At 62.6% G+C, this 18,412-nt stretch carries 18 protein-coding genes; 6 read left to right on the forward strand and 12 right to left on the reverse strand.

Annotated elements, in window-relative coordinates; translation table 11 throughout:
• Window positions 1–96 precede the first annotated feature (96 nt).
• Window positions 97–954, reverse strand: coding sequence for a LysR substrate-binding domain-containing protein (locus ACIPOO_RS00725; protein ID WP_400603695.1), 858 nt, complete (start codon window positions 952–954; stop codon window positions 97–99).
• Between the two features lie 114 nt (window positions 955–1,068).
• Here ACIPOO_RS00725 and ACIPOO_RS00730 point away from each other — a divergent pair, with 114 nt between their 5' ends.
• Entirely contained in the window at window positions 1,069–1,773 is a 705-nt protein-coding gene (locus tag ACIPOO_RS00730; RefSeq protein ID WP_400603696.1) for a haloacid dehalogenase type II, read from the forward strand.
• A 10-nt stretch (window positions 1,774–1,783) separates the two neighbouring features.
• Window positions 1,784–2,569 carry an aldolase gene (locus tag ACIPOO_RS00735; protein WP_400603697.1) on the forward strand — a complete coding sequence of 262 codons (786 nt, stop codon included), beginning with the start codon at window positions 1,784–1,786 and terminating at the stop codon, window positions 2,567–2,569.
• 215 nt (window positions 2,570–2,784) lie between these two features.
• Here the strand turns inward: ACIPOO_RS00735 and dctM are convergent, their stop codons facing one another.
• The 8 genes from dctM to ACIPOO_RS00775 all read right to left on the reverse strand — a co-directional run bounded on the left by dctM (window position 2,785) and on the right by ACIPOO_RS00775 (window position 11,726).
• Entirely contained in the window at window positions 2,785–4,068 is a 1,284-nt protein-coding gene (dctM, locus tag ACIPOO_RS00740; protein WP_400603699.1) for a C4-dicarboxylate TRAP transporter large permease protein DctM, read from the reverse strand.
• On the reverse strand, window positions 4,068–4,700 hold the full coding sequence (locus tag ACIPOO_RS00745; protein WP_274131848.1) for a TRAP transporter small permease: 633 nt from the start codon (window positions 4,698–4,700) through the stop codon (window positions 4,068–4,070). The genes dctM and ACIPOO_RS00745 overlap by 1 nt, the downstream gene beginning before the upstream one ends.
• A 79-nt stretch (window positions 4,701–4,779) precedes the next feature.
• A complete protein-coding gene (locus tag ACIPOO_RS00750) occupies window positions 4,780–5,787 on the reverse strand; it encodes a TRAP transporter substrate-binding protein (RefSeq protein WP_274131845.1) in 1,008 nt (335 codons plus the stop codon).
• 163 nt (window positions 5,788–5,950) lie between these two features.
• Window positions 5,951–6,775: an HpcH/HpaI aldolase/citrate lyase family protein gene (locus ACIPOO_RS00755; protein ID WP_400603703.1), complete on the reverse strand. Its 825-nt coding sequence runs from the start codon at window positions 6,773–6,775 to the stop codon at window positions 5,951–5,953.
• A gap of 175 nt (window positions 6,776–6,950) precedes the next feature.
• The gene (locus ACIPOO_RS00760) at window positions 6,951–8,150 is read right to left on the reverse strand and encodes a CaiB/BaiF CoA transferase family protein (protein WP_400603705.1); all 1,200 of its coding nucleotides are present in this window, start codon (window positions 8,148–8,150) and stop codon (window positions 6,951–6,953) included.
• A gap of 133 nt (window positions 8,151–8,283) precedes the next feature.
• Window positions 8,284–9,648, reverse strand: a complete 1,365-nt coding sequence (locus ACIPOO_RS00765) for an MmgE/PrpD family protein (RefSeq protein WP_400603707.1) — start codon at window positions 9,646–9,648, stop codon at window positions 8,284–8,286.
• Between the two features lie 10 nt (window positions 9,649–9,658).
• Window positions 9,659–10,822, reverse strand: coding sequence for an acyl-CoA dehydrogenase family protein (locus ACIPOO_RS00770; protein WP_274131841.1), 1,164 nt, complete (start codon window positions 10,820–10,822; stop codon window positions 9,659–9,661).
• Between the two features lie 64 nt (window positions 10,823–10,886).
• A complete protein-coding gene (locus tag ACIPOO_RS00775; RefSeq protein WP_400603710.1) occupies window positions 10,887–11,726 on the reverse strand; it encodes a MaoC family dehydratase N-terminal domain-containing protein in 840 nt (279 codons plus the stop codon).
• Between the two features lie 135 nt (window positions 11,727–11,861).
• Here ACIPOO_RS00775 and ACIPOO_RS00780 point away from each other — a divergent pair, with 135 nt between their 5' ends.
• Window positions 11,862–12,752, forward strand: coding sequence for a LysR family transcriptional regulator (locus tag ACIPOO_RS00780; RefSeq protein WP_274131838.1), 891 nt, complete (start codon window positions 11,862–11,864; stop codon window positions 12,750–12,752).
• A 112-nt stretch (window positions 12,753–12,864) separates the two neighbouring features.
• On the opposite strand, the gene ACIPOO_RS00785 is transcribed toward ACIPOO_RS00780, so the two are convergent.
• Complete coding sequence (locus tag ACIPOO_RS00785; protein ID WP_400603712.1) at window positions 12,865–13,704, reverse strand: AraC family ligand binding domain-containing protein; 840 nt, start codon at window positions 13,702–13,704, stop codon at window positions 12,865–12,867.
• A 121-nt stretch (window positions 13,705–13,825) separates the two neighbouring features.
• On the opposite strand from ACIPOO_RS00785, the gene ACIPOO_RS00790 reads away from it, so the two are divergent.
• Window positions 13,826–14,557, forward strand: a complete 732-nt coding sequence (locus ACIPOO_RS00790) for a CatB-related O-acetyltransferase (RefSeq protein ID WP_400603714.1) — start codon at window positions 13,826–13,828, stop codon at window positions 14,555–14,557.
• Between the two features lie 192 nt (window positions 14,558–14,749).
• On the opposite strand, the gene ACIPOO_RS00795 is transcribed toward ACIPOO_RS00790, so the two are convergent.
• Entirely contained in the window at window positions 14,750–15,697 is a 948-nt protein-coding gene (locus ACIPOO_RS00795) for an alpha/beta hydrolase (RefSeq protein WP_400603716.1), read from the reverse strand.
• Between the two features lie 287 nt (window positions 15,698–15,984).
• On the opposite strand from ACIPOO_RS00795, the gene ACIPOO_RS00800 reads away from it, so the two are divergent.
• Entirely contained in the window at window positions 15,985–16,734 is a 750-nt protein-coding gene (locus ACIPOO_RS00800; RefSeq protein WP_400603718.1) for a DUF899 domain-containing protein, read from the forward strand.
• Here the strand turns inward: ACIPOO_RS00800 and deoC are convergent.
• Window positions 16,728–17,408 carry a deoxyribose-phosphate aldolase gene (deoC, locus tag ACIPOO_RS00805; protein WP_274131833.1) on the reverse strand — a complete coding sequence of 227 codons (681 nt, stop codon included), beginning with the start codon at window positions 17,406–17,408 and terminating at the stop codon, window positions 16,728–16,730. The genes ACIPOO_RS00800 and deoC overlap by 7 nt on opposite strands.
• A gap of 125 nt (window positions 17,409–17,533) precedes the next feature.
• Between deoC and deoR the strand changes: the two genes are divergently transcribed.
• Window positions 17,534–18,304: a DNA-binding transcriptional repressor DeoR gene (gene deoR / locus ACIPOO_RS00810; protein WP_274131832.1), complete on the forward strand. Its 771-nt coding sequence runs from the start codon at window positions 17,534–17,536 to the stop codon at window positions 18,302–18,304.
• Window positions 18,305–18,412: the final 108 nt, after the last annotated feature.

Genomic DNA, 18,412 nt, shown 5'->3' on the forward strand with positions numbered 1-18,412 from the left:
TTATCCTGATCGCACTTTTCATGCACTGACCGAGTCGTAGACGATCCGCGTGGTGCCCTGATGTTCTGGGCCTGCGCGGATTTTTTTTTGCCTGTATCAATTGCCTGTCATCTGCCCCTTCATGTACTCGACCAGGGTGCGCTGCACATCGGTCAGCATCCGGTTGGCCGCCACCAGCGCCAGCTCGCTGGGCGGCACCGCCGCAAACCCTTCCTCCACGCCCAGCAAACGATGATCGACCAACATGGCCGACGCAGGCAGCAGGCTGATCCCCAGCCCAGCAGACACTGCCGCCTGAATGCCCACCAGACTCTGGCTGGCAAACGCCACGCGCCAGCGCCGCCCGGACGACTCCAGGGCGTGCACGATACGGTTTCGGTAGATGCAGCCCTGGGGGTAGACCACCAACGGCACGGGATCGTCGATGACGTCCATCTTGCATCCCGCCACCCAGTTGACCTGTTCTGGCCAGCTCGCCAGTGCCGGTTCCTGCTTGTTGCCGCGATCACGCTTGACCAGCGCCAAATCAATCTCGCGGTTTTCCAGGCGCTGATGCAGATCGACGCTCAGGCCGTTGACGGTATCCAGCCGAATGCGCGGATGCTCCCGGGCAAAGCCGGACAGCAAGGCCATGAGGCGCTGCACGTCGAAATCTTCGGGTACGCCCAGCTTGACCACGCCAACCTCGCCATCGCCACACAACACGCTGTGGGCTTCCAGCGCCAAGGCTACCAGCCGTCGGGCATAACCGATCAGGCGCTCGCCGTCTTCGGTCAGCTCGATGTGCTTGCTCGCCCGCTGGCGCAGCAACAGAGGGCGCCCAAGCGCTTCCTCCAGTTTGCGGATTTGCTGGCTGACTGTGGACTGGGTGCGGTTGACCCGCTCGCCAGCCTTCGTAAAGCCGCCTGAATCGACCACGCTGACGAACGTGCGCAGCAGTTCCAGATCAAACATGGCGTTCATCCTCTTAATTCGAAGTACAACTTATTTTTTGATCTTAATTTAATTTTACGATCAAAACCACGAACGTCTAGAGTGGCCTCACAACACTTCGATCTGGAGCCGACCATGACCACTCCCCGCCCCCGCTGGCTGACCTTCGACTGCTACGGCACCCTGATCCAATGGGACGAAGGCCTGCTCGACTGCGTACGTCAATTGCTGGCGCGCAAAGGCAGCCCGGCGCTGGATGCCGACCGTTTCATCGAGATCTACGACCGCCACGAACATCGCCTGGAACAGACGCCACCCCACCATTCGTTCGCCAACATTTCCCGCCAGTCGATGTCCCTGACCCTGGAAGAGCTCGGCCTGCCCTGCGAGCCCGAAGATGCCGAAAGCCTGATTCGCCGCATCGGCCAGATGCCGCCCTTCCCTGAAGTGCCCGAGACCTTGAAGTGGCTAAAGGCCCAGGGCTTCAAGCTGTGCATCGTGTCCAACACCGATGACGACATCATCAAGGGCAACGTGGCCCAGCTTGGCGGCCATATCGACCGCGTGATCACCGCGCAACAGGCGCAAGCCTACAAGCCCGATCACCGCCTGTTCCGGCATGCCCATGAGCAATTGGATGTGGATCTGGACGAGGTGCTGCACATCTGCGCCAGCCCCCATCTGGACCTGACAGTGGCCCGGGACCTGGGCTTTCGTTGCGTGTGGATCGACCGCGGCACTCGCCGCAGACCCTTGCCCGACTACACTCCTGACGCGACGCTGACAAACCTGGCCCAGGTGCCCGACTACATTCGCGGCAAGGGTTGGGCGAACGAATAAGGAGAGCTCCATGGCACACGATCTGCGCAGCGCTGCGCGCAACGACCGGCACTACACGAACCTGGACAGCCCGCAGATCGCCGCCGCCCGGGTGGACCTCGCCGCCAGCCTGCGCATGGCGGCGCGGCTGGGCTTGAGCGAGGGCATCTGCAATCACTTTTCGGCGCTGGTGCCGGGGCATCCCGAGCTGTTTCTGGTGAATCCGTACGGGTTGGGCTTCGAGGAGATCACGGCGTCTAGCCTGCTGATCTGCGATTTCGCCGGCAATGTGATTGCAGGCGATGGCAAGCCCGAAGCGACGGCGTTCTACATCCACGCCCGGCTGCACCTGAACAAGCCGGGCGCCATTGCGGCGTTTCACACACACATGCCCAATGCCACGGCGCTGGCGATGCTCGAAGGCGAACCGCTGCTGTGGGCCGGGCAGACAGCGCTGAAGTTTCATGGCCGGGTGGCGGTGGACGAGGACTACAACGGGCTGGCGCTGGATAACCGCGAAGGCGACCGCATCGCGGCGTCGATGGGCGGGGCGGATATTCTGTTTCTGAAGAATCACGGGGTGATGGTGACGGCCCGCAGCATCGCCCAGGCCTGGGATGATCTCTACTACCTGGAACGTGCGGCCGAAGTGCAGCTCAAGGCGATGAGCAGCGGGCGAGCGCTCAAGGCCATCGAGCCGCAGGTGCTGTTGCGCACAGCCCGGCAGATGGCTGAGGAGGATGCCGAAAGTGCGCGATTGCACCTGGAAAGCGTGAAACGGATCCTGGCGCGGCATGAGCCTGATTTTGCGGATTAGCGCGAACAACTGTAGGAGCGCGCTTGCTCTGGGCCGCATCCGGACGACCGCACCGTGTCATTCACCACATCTGGCACAGACACACCGCAATCGCGGGCAAGCGCGCTCCTACGGGTTCGGAAACGTTCGGTATAAGTATGAAAAAAGCCCCCGAAGACTCAAGGTCGACGAGGGCCAAGGCACTGCGCTCACAGTTCGGTCAGTGACTCACGCCGTCATGGCATGCCCAGCCAGTTCGGCAGGGCCAGCGAGATGAACGGCACGTACGTCACCAGAATCAGGAACAACAACAGGATAGACAACCACGGCAGCGCCGCGCGGATCGTCTGCCCGAGGGTCAGGCCGGTCACCGCCGAGGTCACGAACAGGTTCAGCCCCACCGGCGGGTGCACCAGGCCGATTTCCATGTTCACCACCATCACGATGCCCAGGTGAATCGGGTCGATCCCAAGCTTGGTGGCAATCGGGAAGAAAATCGGCGCCAGGATCAGCACGATGGCCGAAGGCTCCATGAAACTGCCCGCCACCAGCAACACCACGTTGACCATGATCAGGAAGCCAATCGGCGTCAGCCCTTCGGAAATCACCCAGTTGGTGATCTGCTGCGGGATCTGCTCGGTGGTCAGGACGTGGGCGAACAGCATGGCGTTGGCGATGATGAACATCAGCATGATGCTCAGCCGCCCGGACTCCAGGAGCACCTTGGGGCAGTCACGCAGACTCATGTCCTTGTAGACGAACAGCGCAATGAACGCCGAATACACCGCCGCCACGGCCGCAGCTTCGGTGGGCGTGAACATGCCGCTGTAGATGCCGCCCAGAATAATCACCAGCAACAGCAAGCCCCAGAACGCCCGGCGCGCGGTCGCCAGCCACTGGCGGAACGACACCCGTGGTTGCGCTGGCAGCTTCTTGACCCGGGCGACGATGTAGATCACCACCATCAGGATCACGCCCAGCAGGATTCCCGGCACCACCCCTGCGATGAACAGTTTGCCCACCGAAGTCTCGGTGGCCGCCGAGTACACCACCATCACGATCGACGGCGGAATCAGGATGCCCAGGGTACCGGCGTTACAGATGATCCCGGCGCCGAATTCCTTCGGGTAACCCGAACGCACCATGCCGGCCACGGCAATCGAACCCACCGCCGCCACCGTGGCAGGCGAAGAGCCAGACAACGCCGCGAACAACATGCAGGCCAGCACCGCCGCAATCGCCAGACCGCCGCGAATGTGGCCCACGCAGGCGTTGGCAAAGTCGATCAGCCGCTGCGCCACGCCACCTGTGGTCATGAACGCGCCGGACAGCAGGAAGAACGGAATCGCCAGAAAGGTGTAGCTGTCGGACGTTTCGAACAGCTTGATCGCCAGCGAACTGAGCGAATCCTGGCTGAACAGCAGGATCGACACTGCACCGGACAGGCCCAGCGAAATCGCAATGGGCACGCCCAGGAACATGAACACGAACAGCAGGAGGAACAGACAAAGAACGGTCATCAGTGTTGCTCCTCGTTAGGGTTGGCCAGTTTGCTGGCTTCTGCTGCCTCGTCGGCCAGCCCAAGGCCCGTCTGCCGGTGGGTCCAGATGCGGTAGAGAATTTCCAGATAACGGGCGATCACCAGCGCGAAGCCAATGGGCACGATGACGGTGATGTAGGCGACCTTGACGCCATAACGGTCCAGGTCTTCGGCGCCGATCCCGGCCACGAACAGCGCCGACACCCATTTGTAACTGGCGATGAGGAACAGCGCGCCGTAGGCCAGGCAGCAGGCGCAGGCGAGCATCGCGAGAATCCGCTGCACCGGTTTGCTGGTCTTTTTCACCAGCGCATCGACCCCCAGATGGCCGGCAGTGCGCACGCCGTAGGAGATACCGAAGAAAATCAGCCAGCCGAACAAGGCCTTGGTCAGGGCGACGCTCCAGGTCATGCCCTGGGCATAACCCATCAAGTGATCGCCGATCCCTGCGAAAAAATCACTGCTGACCGCCCACTGGTCGCTGAGGGTGTAAAACAGCGTGTAGATGTTGTTCAGCGCCACGTAGACGAAAGTCACCAGCGTCATGGCAGCCAGCAGAAAGGCGATCATGCCCTCCTCCAGGTGCTCCCAGAGTCGCGTCAGCGATTGCATAAGAATTCTCCGAACGTCGAGAGAGCGGCCACCGGGAGCCCGGCGGCCACGCAGACATCACTGCCTGGATGAAGCGGTCTTATCGGGCGACGACAGACGCCTGGTTGGCATCGTCCGCGGCCTTGATCAGGTCCGGGCCGATTTCTTCGGAGAACTTGTCCCAGACCGGCTTCATCACTTCACGCCACTTGGCGCGCTGCTCGGGGGTGAGGGTCACGATCTCGCTGGTCTTGGAGTCGATGATCTTCTGCTTGGCGGTCTGGTTCAGGGCTTCGGCCTGTTTGTTCACCTCGACCGTCACCTGATCCATGATCTTTTGCAGCTCGTCGCGCACGTCGGGCGCCAGGCCGTTCCAGAACTTGGAGTTGGTGATGACCATGTAGTCGATCAGTCCATGGTTGGACTCGGTGAAGTACGGCTGCACCTCGTTGACCTTCTGGCTCTCATAGTTCGACCAGGTGTTCTCGGTACCGTTGACGGTGCCAGTCTGCAAGCCCTGGTACACCTCGGCGAAGCTCATCTTGCGCGGGTTGGCATGCAGCGCCACGAACTGCGCTTCCAGCACGCTTGAAGCCTGTACGCGGAACTTCAGGCCACGGGCGTCCTTGGGTTCGACCATCTTCTTGTTCGATGACAGCTGCTTCAGGCCGTTGTGCCAGTAAGCCAGGCCGTGAATGCCCTTGTCGTCCATCGAGGTCAGCAGCGCCTTGCCCTGAGGGCCTTGCTGGAAACGGTCGACGGCGGCCAGGTCATTGAACAGGAACGGCAGGTCGTAGATCTGGGTTTTCTTGGTGTATTGCTCGAACTTGGCCAGCGACGGCGCCAGCATCTGTACGTCGCCGAGCAGCAGGGCTTCCATTTCCTTGCCGTCACCGAACAGCGAAGAGTTGGGGTACACCTCGACCTTGACCTTGTCTTTCAAGGCCGGGTCGGCGGCGACCATTTTCTGGAATATCAAGGCGCCCTGGCCTTTTGGCGTGTTCTCCGCCACCACGTGGGCAAACTTGATGACGACGGGGTCAGCGTGCGCCATACCGGCCACGGAGACTGCAGCGGCGCAGAACAGCGCCTTGGTCAGCTTCAACATCGATATCACCTTTTTATTTTTGTAGGAGCGTATTTTTTGTAGGAGCAATCGGTACTGCTTGAGCGTTGTGCACCCTAACCATGCCCAACATGATGTGTTTAGAGAATCAGCTTTTATGTAAGCCGGCATTCGTCATAGCCGAACGCCATATGGCGGACGGGCCTCATCTTGCGCTCATGGCCAGCAATCGCTGCGCCCGCAACAGCACCGGTGCATCGACCATCTGCCCGTCCAGCTGGAAGGCACCTGCGCCGCCGGCTGCGGCACTGGCGTCCACCACCCGCCGGGCCCAGCCCAGATCCTCGACACTGGGCGCCAGCGCGGCGTGGATCACCGGCACCTGCGCCGGATGAATGCACAGCGCGCCGCCGTAGCCCATGTCGTGGGCATGGCGGATGACCCGGTGCAAGCCGTCGGGATCGCCAATGGCCGGGTGTACGCCGTCCAGCGGCGGCAGCAGGTCCGCCCCTCGGGAATGCAGTTGCACCGACATGCGCGCCTGATCGAGGAACATCTGCGCCGAGGCGGTGCCGGTGTTGAGGTTCAAGTCCAGCGCCAGGTCCAGACCGCCGAACGACAAGCGCTCGACACCCGGCGCCCGGGCGATTTCCTGCAACGCCAGAAGGCCCTTGGCGCTTTCGATGATGGGCAATACCGGCTTGCCAGTGGCCCACACCGCCGCCACATGGGCGGCACTTTCAACCTTGGGCAGCAGCACGCCGACCACGCCCGCGTGCTGTTTGCAGAACGCCAGGTCAGCGCCATGCTCGGCATGATCCGGCGCATTGACCCGCACCCAGACCGACGCCTGTGGGTTGGCCTGCAGAAACGCCGCCAGATGATCCCGCGCCTGGCGCTTGAGCGGCTCTTCGACGGCATCCTCGAAATCGACGATCACCGCATCGGCGCCAGCAGCCAGCGCCTTGGCGAAACGCTCGGGTCGGCTGCCGGGGACGAACAGCGCGGAGCGGATGGTGGGTTGGGGCATGGTTGAAAAATTCCTTGGTCATGAATCAATGTCAGAGCACCACCCGACTCTGTGGGAGCGGGCTTGCCCGCGAAGGCCGATCACCAGACACCAAAGATGGGGCGCCTGCACTGGCCTCTTCGCGGGCAAGCCCGCTCCCACAGAGTGCAGGGGCTGGGAGCAATTCCGTCGGCCCTTAAACCACCCCCGCAGCACTCATCCGCGCCTGCTCCTCGGCGGAAAAACCCAGCTCGCCGAGGATGCTCTGCGTGTGCTGCCCCAGCCCCGGCACGCCATCCATGCGCGGGGTGAAGGCGGCGTTGCGGCCCGGTGGCAGCAGCGACGGCAATGGCCCCGACGGGCTGTCCACCTCGCGCCAGCTGTCACGGGCCTTGAGTTGCGGGTGGTCCCACACGCCGTGCATGTCGTTGACCCGTGCGTTGGCGATCTGCGCGTCCTCAAGACGCGCCACCACCTCATCCAGGCTCAACGCGGCAAAGCCGTCGACGATGATCTGGCGCAGCACCTCGCGGTTTTCCGAACGCTTGAAGTTGGCCGAAAAACGCTCGTCGGTGGCCAGCGCCTTGTCCAGCAACACCTTCTCGCAGAACAGTGCCCATTCGCGCTCGTTCTGCAGGCCCAGCATGATGGTGCCCCCACCGCCGGTGGGAAACGGCCCGTAGGGGTAGATCGTCGAGTGCGACGCCCCGGCCCGTGGCGGTTGCGGCGCGCCGTTGTAGGCGTAGTACATCGGATAGCCCATCCACTCCACCAGGCTTTCCAGCATGCTCACGTCGATGCGGCTGCCCTCCCCGGTCTTGTCCCGCAGCAGCAGCGCCGAGAGGATGCCGGTGTAGGCGTACATGCCGGCGGCGATGTCGGCGATGGAGCAACCGGCCTTGGCCATTTCGTTCTCGCCCGGTCCGCCAGTGACCGAAAGAAAGCCGCCCTCGCTCTGGATCAGCAGGTCATAGGCTTTCTTCTTCTCGTAGGGGCCGCCTTCGCCGTAGCCGGATACATCGCAGACGATCAGCCGCGGAAAACGCTCATGCAGCGTTTCGAACGACAGGCCCATGCGCGCCGCAGCGCCCGGCGCCAGGTTCTGCACCAGCACGTCAGCCTTGGCCAGCAGCGATTCAAGGATATCGCCAGCCACGTCCTGCTTGAGGTCCAGGGTCAGGCTTTCCTTGGAGCGGTTGGTCCAGACGAAGTGCGAGGCCAGGCCATCGACGCGCTGGTCATAACCGCGGGCGAAGTCACCGGTGCCCGGACGTTCGATCTTGATCACCCGAGCGCCAAGGTCCGCCAGTTGGCGCGTGCAGAATGGCGCGGCGATGGCGTGTTCCAGGCTGATCACGGTGATGCCGTCCAGGGGACGGGGATTGTGTTGAGTCATGTCTAAAAACCTCTCAGGGCCCACCTGTGTAGGAGCGCGCTTGCCCGCGATTGCGGTGTTTCAGATACGGTCATGCCGAATGTGCTGACCCCTTCGCGGGCAAGCGCGCTCCTACAAGGAATTCGTTTTGCAGTTAAACCAAATCCGTCAGATCCCGCGCATCGCGCAGTTGCCAGACCCGCTCGATCAACGCCTTGCCCTGCTCCACCGTACGTGCGCCGGAGAACGCCAGCAGGCGCTGGACCTTGGCTTCCAGTTCAGGCCGCGACAGGGTGTTGCCCGGATCGCCCTTGGGGTCGTCGATGGCCGCGCTCAGGGTGCGTCCGTCAGTGGTGGTGACGATCACCCGGCCCAGCCAGCGCGCCGGGTAGGCGCCATCCACTTCCGGGTCCAGCTCCATCGTGACCTTCTCGCGGAACGCTGCGACGGCGGCGTCGGTCAGGGCCAGGTCGCGAAATTCGATCAACTGCGCGCTGCCATGCACGGCAATCAGGCCCAGCACCGCGCCCATCGAAAACTTGGCCTGGTGCACCGTCTGCGGCACATCGACCCGGCCCAGCACGTCAATCGCCCCTTGGTGAACACGGGTGACGACCTTGGCAATCTGGTCGTGCTGCAAGCCTTCGCGCTGCATCAGGTGCAGCAACGCATCGGCGGCCGGGTGGGTGTGCCGGCACGAGGCGTGGAACTTGAACGAGGTTTCCACCAGCGCCCAGCGCGTGCCCAGACGGTCGGACAGCCACTTCGGATCGCTGTCGGTGGACATCCCCGCCGCCATGCCCTGGTCGCCTTCAAGAATATTGCGCGCGCCGGTCAGGCCGTCCTCGGTCATGTAGGCGGCCAGCAAGCCGTCGGCTGCGGCCTTGGCGGTGTGCAACTGCTTGGAATCGGCCGCGTCACGCAGGAACTCCCACAGGCCCGCTGCTTGAGTGCCGGCGCTGCCCAGCAGGTTGATGAACTGCTCCTGATTGAAGTCCAGCAACTTGCCCACCGCCACGGCTGCAGCGAGGGTGCCGACGGTCGCGGTGGTGTGGAAGATGCGGTAATGCGAACGGCCCATGAACTCGCCGATACGAATGCCCGCCTCGTAACCTGCGACCGACGCCAGCAGCAGATCCTGCCCGGACTTGCCCAGGTCCTGCGCCGCCGCCAGCACCGCCGAAAACACCACGGTGGCCGGGTGCAGCACGGAGCTGTTGTGCAGATCGTCCTGCTCGACCAGATGGGAAGCGGCGCCGTTGACCAACGCCGCGAAGTACGCCGAGGTGCGTCGGTCGCTGGTCAGCACCTTGGCCTTGCCGTCAGCCGGGCCCATGCGCTCGGCATAGCGCTCGAAAATCGGGATCGGCCGCGCGCCCTTGCTGGCCAGCGCCGAGCCGATCCAGTCCAGGAACAGGTCTTCGGTACGGTCCAGCACGTGGCCTGGAATCTGCTCGTATTTCAGCTCGGCGAGGAAGCCCGCTAATACCTGAGTGTGGCTTGCCTGGGTATGACTCATCGGGATGTCCTCAGAAGCTGCGTGGCAGTTCGAGCAGGTGCTCGGCGACGTAGGAAAGAATCAGGTTGGTGGAGATCGGCGCGACCTGGTACAGGCGGGTCTCGCGGAATTTGCGCTCCACGTCGTATTCGTTGGCAAAGCCGAAACCGCCGTGGGTCTGCAGGCAGGCGTTGGCCGCTTCCCACGAGGCCTTGGCCGCCAGGTACTTGGCCATGTTGGCTGCGGCACCGGCATTCTTGCCGCTGTCGTACTCTTCGCACGCGCGCCAGCGCATCAGGTCCGCCGCTTCGATTTCGATGTGCGCTTCGGCAATCGGGAACTGCACGCCCTGGTTCTGCCCGATGGGGCGACCAAACACCACGCGGTCGCGGGCATAAGCGCTGGCCTTTTCCACGAACCAGCGGCCATCGCCGATGCACTCGGCGGCGATCAGCGTGCGCTCGGCGTTCAGGCCGTCGAGGATGTACTTGAAGCCCTTGCCCTCTTCGCCGATCAGGCTGTCAGCGGGCAATTCGAGGTTGTCGAAGAACAGCTCGTTGGTTTCGTGATTGACCATGTTGGCAATCGGCTGCACGGTCAGGCCGTTGCCGATGGCTTCGCGCAGGTCGACCAGGAAGATCGACATGCCTTCGGATTTCTTCTTCACCTCAGCCAGCGGCGTGGTGCGCGCCAGCAGGATCATCAGGTCCGAATGCTGGATGCGCGAGATCCAGACCTTCTGGCCGTTGATGATGTACTTGTCGCCCTGCTTGACCGCCGTGGTCTTGATCTTGGTGGTGTCGGTGCCGGTGGTCGGCTCGGTCACGCCCATCGATTGCAGGCGCAGTTCACCGCTGGCGAGTTTTGGCAGGTAGTAGCTTTTCTGCGCGTCGCTGCCGTGACGCAGCAGGGTGAACATGTTGTACATCTGGCCGTGCACGGTGCCGGAGTTGCCGCCGCAGGCGTTCACTTCTTCGAGAATCACCGAGGCTTCGGCCAGCCCCAGGCCCGAGCCGCCGTACTCGGTGGGGATCATCGCCGACAGCCAGCCGGCATCGGTCAGCGCCTTGACGAAGGCTTCAGGGAAGCCCTTTTCTTCATCGATCTTGCGCCAGTATTCGGCAGGAAATTCGGCGCACAGGGCGCGCACGCCTTCACGGATGGCATTGAGGTCTTCGTTGTCGTATGGACTCATGGTCTGTGCTCGCATCTGGCAGCGGCGCGGCGAATGCGCGGCCGGCTCTGTAAAAGAAGAGAAGTCAGTCGAAACGCACTTCGGCGCTCTGGGCCACACCGGCTTCGTTGCCGGCCCACAACTGCGCCGTGCCTGGCTCGGTGATGCGCCCACCCACGCGAAACGGCGTCGGCACGTTCAGCGGGCGCACGCCGCGATAGGCGAAATGGCGCACCCGCCTGGAAGGGTTGGCGCGGATGAACGCCCGCAGGTTGAAAGTGGCGATCATCGGCCCGTGCACCACCAGCCCCGGATAACCTTCGGTTTCGGTCACGTAGGGATAGTCGTAGTGGATGCGATGGCCGTTGAAGGTCACGGCCGAGTAGCGGAACAACAGGGTCGGCGTCGGCTCGATGGTTTCGCTCCAGTCGCCCATGTCTGGCGCCTCGCCGCTGGTGAGCTTGGGCGGATTGGGTTCGCGGTAGACGATGTCCTGTTCTTCACGCACGCACAGCTCGCCGTGTTGCGAGTAATCGTGGCGCAGCGTGACGAACAGCAAGGAGCCGGTGCGGCCGTGCTTCTCTTCGATATGCAGGATGGTCGACAGGCGATGGGCGTCGGCACCGACTTTCAGCGGCTGGATGAATTCGACGCGGCCACCGGCCCACATCCGGTTGCGGTTGTCGGCAGGCGGAAGAAAACCGCCGCGGGCCGGATGGCCGTCACTGCCCAGTTGGCTTTCGAACACCGGTTCCTGGAAGAAACACCACTGCCAAAGCGGCGGCAATGCATCGCCTTCAGCTGGCAGCGGCTCGCCAAAGGTGGCGGCAATGCGCTTGATCAGGTTGTGGCTCAGATGGTCTTGAGCCTCTTCGGTGCGTCCGATCCAGGCGCTGTAATCCACCGGCGAATCTGTCGAACTCATAAGGGATAACCCTCTGCGGTTGTTGTTATGAGGCGATCATGGAATGTGTCCGGCATTCTGTGAATTTGCATTTGCGTATACCGGCGTTCATGTATGCTGAACGGCCCTCAGTATTCGCAACGTTCGGATTCAACCATGCACTTCGACCTGGCTGACTTGCGCCTCTTCATTCACATCGGCGAATCCCCGAGCCTGACCCAGGGCGCCCGCCGCGCCTTCCTGTCCCCTGCCGCCGCCAGCGCCAGGATCAAGGCCCTGGAAGGCCAACTCGACACCCGCCTGCTGTACCGCGACAGCCGTGGCGTGGAACTGACCCCGGCCGGCCAGCGCCTGCTCAAGCACGCCCGGCTGATCATGAGCCAGGTCGATTACCTGAAAAGCGAGTTCACCCACTACGGCACCGATTCAGCCGGGCACATCCGCATCTTCGCCAACACCACCGCCGTGACCGAGTTCCTGCCCGAGGTGCTGGCAGGCTTTCTGGCCCAGCGCCCGGGCGTCACAGTGGACCTGCAAGAGCGGTTGTCACGGGACATCGTGCGCGGCGTGCTCGACGGCAGCACCGACATGGGCATCATCGCCGGGCCCGTGGAAGCGGCGGGTTTGCAGGTGATGCACTTCAGCACCGACCGCCTGGTGCTCACGGTGCCCGCAGGCCATGAACTGGCCGCGCAGAAGAAGGTCACCCTCAAGCAGACCCTGGCTTTCCAGCACATCGGCCTGCACGAAGGCAGCACGCTGTTGAGTTTCCTGCGCGATCACGTCGAAAGACTGGGACAGAACCTGTCGCTGCGCATTCAGGTGTCGAGCTTCGAGGCCATCTGCCGGATGGTGGAAGCGGGTGTCGGGATCGGCATCATTCCCGAGTCGGCCGCCTCGCGTCACAGTCGCACCATGAAACTGGTGACCATCGAGCTGGACGAACCATGGGCGGTGCGCGAACGGAGCATTCTGGTGAGGGAACTCGACGCCCTGCCGGGGGTGGTCAGGGCGTTGATTGCGGTGTTGATGCCGGGGGCCCTGTAGCAGCACGGCTTGCCGGCGGGGGCGCCGTGCCTGGCGATGCAGGGTTGTCTGCAACACCGCCCCGCCGGCAGGCCGTGCTGCTACGCAAATGGAGTTGGTGAGACGAGAGTGGTCAATCCCGCACACCCAACATCTTCAACCACTTGCCCGGCGGGTAACCGAAGGTTTTGACGAAGTGTCGGGTCATGTGGCTCTGATCAGCGAATCCGGCCATGACCGAGGCGTCGGTCAGTGACATGCCGCAGGAGATCGAGTGGCGCACCAGATCCAGGCGCCGCAGCGTGAGGTAGCGATGGGGGCTGGTGCCGAACAGGGCGCGAAAATCCCGGGACAGGCGCCAGCGGTCGGTGTCGCTGGCCTGTTCCAGTTCGTCCAGGGTCACGCCCTGCTCCAGGCTTGCCATCAGCAGCTCACGCGCACGCTCGGCGGCCGGAAAATCCACGCGCTGCCTGCCCTTGCGCACGCCCGCCGCGGTTTGCAGGGCGATGGCGATGTCGTAGACGGCATCATCCAGTTCCAGCGGATCCAGTGAGGTCTGCAAGTCCCGCAGCAAGGTCTGTGTGGCCCGGAACAGCCGCGGATCGCTCGATACTCCCCCCTTGATGAACGGCAGCGGCTTGCCGCCGAGCACCTGCTGGATCATCGCCGGCTCCAGGTAGAACATGCGATAGCGGAAGCCGTCCTCGGTCCCGGCGTGGCCGTCGTGGGGCTCGTCGGGGTGCAGGACCATGGTCTGGCCCGGCAGGTTATTGACCATTTCCTTGCCGTACCGGAAGCTCTGCACCCCGGACAGCGTATGGCCAATGGCGTAGGTGTCGTGGCGATGCATCTCGAAACCGTGTCCATGGAAATACGCCTCGATCCGCTCCATCTGCGGCAAGGGTTTGGCCCGCACTACCCAGTCCCGGTCGGAATGGGTGAGGTGGGCTTCGCCGTTCGAGTATTTGTCCATGACGCGAGCTCTGATTTACCGGGTGCCCCGAAACGTGGCACCATTGCGAACCGTTATCAACATAAAATACACCATCGCGACGTTATCGCGCCTTCCTCTTCGCAAGTTGCAGACCGCCCCTATGAATTTCTTTCGCCGCATGCTTCTGGACCGTCAGCTCAAGCGCGCTCTGGCCCACAACAAATGCCGTCTGGACAGTGGGATCAAGGGGCTGCGACGCAAGATGGAGCTGACCCTGGAGCATGGGGTCAAGCTGCACCAGGTCAAGATCAACTCCGCTTGCCTGAGCATCGGCGCATATACCGATATCGTCAGCGGCACCGAATTGCAGAACGTCGCCAGCATTGGCCGCTACTGTTCCATCGCGCGCAATGTGACCATCGGTCAGAATCGCAAATCCCATCCGCTGGACTGGCTCAGTTCCCACAGTGGGCTGGTTGGCCTGCGCCAGAGCCAGGCAGGGGTTGCACAGGCCCATGAGGAAGTGGGCCAGACCGTGATCGGCCACGACGTGTGGATCGGCATGGATGTCCTGATTCTGGAAGGCGTGACCATCGGTACCGGTGCGGTGATTGGCGCGCAGTCACTCATTACCAAGGACGTGCCGCCCTACGCCATCGTGGTGGGGTCACCGGCCAAGGTGCAGCGTTATCGTTTCGACCAGCACATCATTGACGGCCTGCTGGCCAGCCAGTGGTGGAACCTGACCCCGCACCAACTGGCCGAACTGCCCATCGAAGAGCCCGAGAAGCTGCTCGAAGCGCTCAAGGGCTTCGTGGTGCCGGACAGCCACCCGGGCCGCGTCGTGGTGCAGAACAAGCCGTTTTCGGTCGAGCACCAGCCCGCCCAGTAGAGCACACGACCGCCCCGTAGCAGCACGGCTTGCCGGTGTACTTGCGATGTTCCATCACTGAAACCCTGTGGGAGCGGGCTTGCCCGCGAAAGCGGTGAGCCAGACAACATCGCGTTACCGGACCTTCCCCGTTCGCGGGCAAGCCCGCTCCCACAGGTTTTTACTGGCGACCGGACAGCGTAGCGAGGCGACTCACCCGGGTTGTTTGGCCGCTGCGTTCTGGGCGCTGTGGGCCACCGGTGCCTTGGCCGCCAGCAATGCCTGGATTGCCTGGGCGTAGGCCTGGCGCCCCAGGTTCATGCTGTTGTTGTGATTGCCGCCGGGCACCATCAACAGGTTCTTCGGCTCTTGCGCCGCGTCGAACAATTGCTGGCTGAAGCGCGGCGAAACGAATGCGTCGGCTGTGCCGTGAACGATCAGCACCGGCATGTGAATGTCGGCGATCTTGTCGATGGAATCGAATTTCTGCGACACCAGCCAGCGCACCGGCAACGAGGTGCGGGTGCTGGCGACCGAGGACGCGACGTCCGCCAGATTGGTAAAGGTCGACTCGACGATCAATCCGCGCGCCTGAATCGGCTCATCGCCCTTCTGCGCATCGCGACCCAGTTCAGCGGCCAGGTCCACCGCCACCGCGCCACCCAGGGAATGCCCGTAGATCAGGCGCTTCTGCGGATCGGGCTGCAACTGCTTGAGACGCTCCCAGGCGATGCGCGCATCCTCATAGACGGAAGCCTCCGAAGGCAGTTGCCCCTTGCTCTGGCCAAAGCCCCGGTAGTCGATGGCCAGCACCGAAAAGCCCAGGGCGTGCAGCTGCTCGATGCGGAAAAACTGCCCGGTGAGGTTCCAGCGCGAACCGTGCAGATAGAGGATCGAGGGCGCGTCCTTCTTCTCGCCCGGCCACCACCAGGCGTGGATATTCTGGGACAGGCCAAAGGACGGCGCCCTGAGTTCCAGTTCCTGCACATCCGCAGGAATCCCGTGGTACCAACTGGCGGTGCCCGGCTCGATCATGAACACCAGCTCACGCTCCTTGTGCTGCAAGGCCGCGCAACCGACCGGCAGGCCAACCACGATCAGCACCATGCACAGCCAGAAAAACCAGCGAGCCTTGAAATGAGCCAGGGAGAGTTGCGGCATAGACGATGGGGTCCAGAGGATTCGAGTACCCGGGCAGTTTGCCATTGATCGACGGCGCAGGTCATACCCAGGTGCCGAAAGGATTCCGTTCGTAGGAGCGCGCTTGCCCGCGACGGGGGCGTGTCTGTGCCTGTTGTTCAACCTGACACACCGCGATCGCGGGCAAGCGCGCTCCTACGGGTGACCGATCAGACCGCGCCATTACAGATGCTCTCTGTCGATTTCACACAGCGCCGTTCGACTAGCCAGTGTCAAAGCCCCATACATGCCTGTGCAAGGAGAACATCATGAGCAACATCGACTCGCATCCTGTGGTATCCCGCGCCGAATGGCTGTCTGCCCGACGTGAACACCTGGCCCGGGAAAAGGCCCTCACCCACCAGCGCGATCAGCTCAGCGCCGACCGTCGCGCCCTGCCCTGGGTGAAAATCGACGAAGCCTACACCTTCGACACGCCCGATGGCCGGCAGACGCTGGCCGAGCTGTTTGGCAACAACAGCCAGCTGATCGTCTATCACTTCATGTTCGCCAAGGGCTGGAAGGAAGGCTGCAAAGGCTGCTCGTTCCTGTCCGACCATCTGGACGGCGCCAACCTGCACCTGGCCCACCACGACATCTCGCTGGTGGCGGTTTCCCACGCGCCGCTTGAGGAATTTCAGGCGTTTAAGCAGCGCATGGGCTGGCACTTCAAATGGGTGTCGTCGGCAGGCACGTCCTTCAATGAGGACTTCCACGTGTCAGCCACCGCTGACGAAATGTCTGCGAAGAAGATGAAGTACAACTACGAGACCACCGACTTCGCCGAAGAGGAAATGCCCGGCGTGAGCGTGTTCTACAAGAATGCGGCGGGGGAGATTTTCCACACCTACTCGGCTTACGCCCGTGGGCTGGACATTCTGGTGGGCACTTACAACTATCTGGACTTGACGCCGAAAGGCCGCAACGAAGAAGAGATAATGGAGTGGGTGCGCCTGCACGACCAATATGACGGTGCGGCAGGCGCAAACCACTGCTGTAGCGAGAAAAAGCCTCAGTAACCCGAGCCGGACGCCTGCGCACCGCTCACGATAGCAATACCTGAACTGGTGCCCAGGCGCGTGGCGCCCGCTTCGATCATGGCCACGGCGGTTGCGTAGTCGCGCACGCCGCCGGATGCCTTGACGCCTACACCGGCGCCGACCACCTTGCGCATCAGCGTCACGTCTTCCAGGGTCGCGCCGCTCTTGCTGAAGCCGGTGGAGGTCTTGACGAAGGCCACGTCCAGCTCGCGGCAGATTTCGCAGGCCTTGGCTTTCTGCGCGTCGTCGAGCAGGCAGGTTTCCAGGATCACCTTCAACGGCACTGTACCGCAGGCCTGTTTGACGGCGGCAATGTCGTCGGTCACGAAGTCCAGCAGGCCGTCTTTCAGGGCGCCGACGTTGAGTACCATGTCGATTTCACCCGCGCCTGCGGCAATCGCTTGCTTCGCTTCGAATGCCTTGGTGTCGGACAGGCCCGCGCCCAGCGGGAAACCGACCACGGCACAGACCTTGACCTTGCCGTCGGTCAGCAGCGACGCTGCGTAGGGCACCTGGCCCGAGTTGACGCACACCGAATAGAATCCATGCTCCAGCGCTTCACGGCACAATGTGGCGATCTGCTCGCGGGAGGCATCGGCGGCCAGAAGGGTATGGTCGATGTATTGAGCGAGTGCTGCAGGTTCGATCTTCATTGCGATTCCTGGGAGATAAGCCGTTACAAGCGGCACGCTTTAAGCTAAAAGAGTGTGCGCCGCACCAGATGTTTCAAACATAACATAAAATGTTATTTTTCCACCAAATTCAATCGACAGCCGGAATGCCTGTGGACAGTAAAAAATCCGACCGCATCAAATTGATCCAGCAAGCCCTGCAGGACCAGAAGGCCATTCACCTGCGTGAAATGGCGGCCCTGCTGGACGTTTCGGAGATGACCCTGCGCCGCGACCTGGGCCGTCATCCGGAAAAATTCCACCTGTTGGGCGGGCACATCACCCTGGCCTTCGATCCGTCGGAAGCCAGCGATTACAAGGTCACCGAACAGGGCACCCGCCATGTCGAGGAAAAGCGCCGCATCGGCAAGCTGGCGGCGGCTTTCATCAAGCCCGGCGACACGGTGTTCTTCGACTGCGGCACCACGGTGCCCTTCGTCATCGATTTCATCCCCGACGAGCTGGAGTTCACCGCCGTGTGCAACTCCCTCAACGTGCTGCTCAAGTTGCAGCACAAACCCAACTGCACGCTGATCCTGTGTGGCGGCACTTTCCACCGCAAGAACCAGGTGTTCGAGCACCACAGCGAGGCCAGCATCCTGGACGGCATCCGCCTGACCTGGGCCTTCGTGTCCGCCGCCGGGGTGAGCGACGAATTCGGCGTGACCTGCTTCAACTTCAATGAAGTGGAGGTCAAGCAGAAGGTCCTGCGCCAGGCCCGGCACTGCATGCTGCTGGCCGACCACTCCAAGTTCGACGCCGTGCGCACCGCGCATTTCGCCACCCTTGAGCACTTTCATGTGGTGGTCAGCGACAAGAAACTGCCCAAGCCTTATCGCGATCTGATTCAGGGGTATGGGGCGCAGTTGGTGGTGTGATTCACCCGAGCACCTGCATCGCCTGATATTCCGCCTTCGCGGGCAAGCCCGCTCCCACAGTCACCGCCGCACCCTGTGGGAGCGGGCTTGCCCGCGAAGGCGTCGTGT

The sequence above is a fragment of the Pseudomonas sp. NPDC090201 genome, assembly GCF_044746825.1.
In the GTDB taxonomy this organism is placed as follows: domain Bacteria; phylum Pseudomonadota; class Gammaproteobacteria; order Pseudomonadales; family Pseudomonadaceae; genus Aquipseudomonas; species Aquipseudomonas putida_AD.